We start from the raw sequence: 718 nt of genomic DNA, 5'->3' as shown, positions 1-718 counted from the left end.
GATCTTGGAGTTTCTGGCGTAGCTGTTGGGCCAGTTTCACGCAGCCCTCGATAACCTTCTCCCGGTATTGGGTCGGAATATCCCTCAGAGCCTTCACAAGAGGCTCCAGACGGCTCTGAAGCTGTTTCAGGCTCTCTCTGTCTTCCTTGGCCCGTTTGGTCGCTGTGCGGGCAACTGTGGCGCTCTGAACGGCAGGTTCATAATGCTGCTGAACGGTCTGACTGATGCGTTTTGCCACCTGCTCAGGGTCTTCCACAACACGGGTAAAAATCCCCTTCTTGAGCACCTGCGGTTCTAGGTCAGCAGGGGTCAGGTTTTTGTGCTCGGGTGCGTCCCGTTCTAGCGCCCCGTAGTAGGTTTTCAGCTTGGTGTGGGTGGCCTTGCTTCCTTCGATGCCGCGTTCCAGTCCGACAGGGCGTCCCACAACTCGCGCAAAGTCGGKCTGCATCTCGTTCAGGGCCTTGGCACCACCGAGGAACCGGCGGCAATTCAGGCGGCCTGTATCGGGGTCTTTTGGCACCACGTAGGCCGACAGGTGCGGCGTTTTTTCGTCCCGGTGAATGATGGCAGCGATCACGTTGTCCTTGCCGTGCCGCTCCTGAATCCAGCGCAACGCCTCGTTCAAATAGGGGTCACGACACGAAAGTGTACTTTACGTACGCTTAGAGTGAACCCAACAAGAACGTTGAGGCTGTTCTGCTGAGAGTTCGATAGACAG

At 57.0% G+C, this 718-nt stretch carries 1 protein-coding gene; it reads right to left on the bottom strand.

Features of this window, described 5'->3' with window-relative positions:
• Positions 1-625 (bottom strand): plasmid recombination protein (locus tag KP705_RS15720; protein ID WP_252348423.1); only part of this gene is annotated, 625 nt, incomplete at its 3' end.
• Positions 626-718: the final 93 nt, after the last annotated feature.

The sequence above is a fragment of the Gluconobacter sp. P1D12_c genome, from assembly GCF_018812105.1.
In the GTDB taxonomy this organism is placed as follows: Bacteria; Pseudomonadota; Alphaproteobacteria; order Acetobacterales; family Acetobacteraceae; genus Gluconobacter; species Gluconobacter oxydans_A.
The sequence above is the reverse complement of the archived record's forward strand: the minus strand, read 5'-3'. Positions and strand labels throughout refer to the sequence as shown.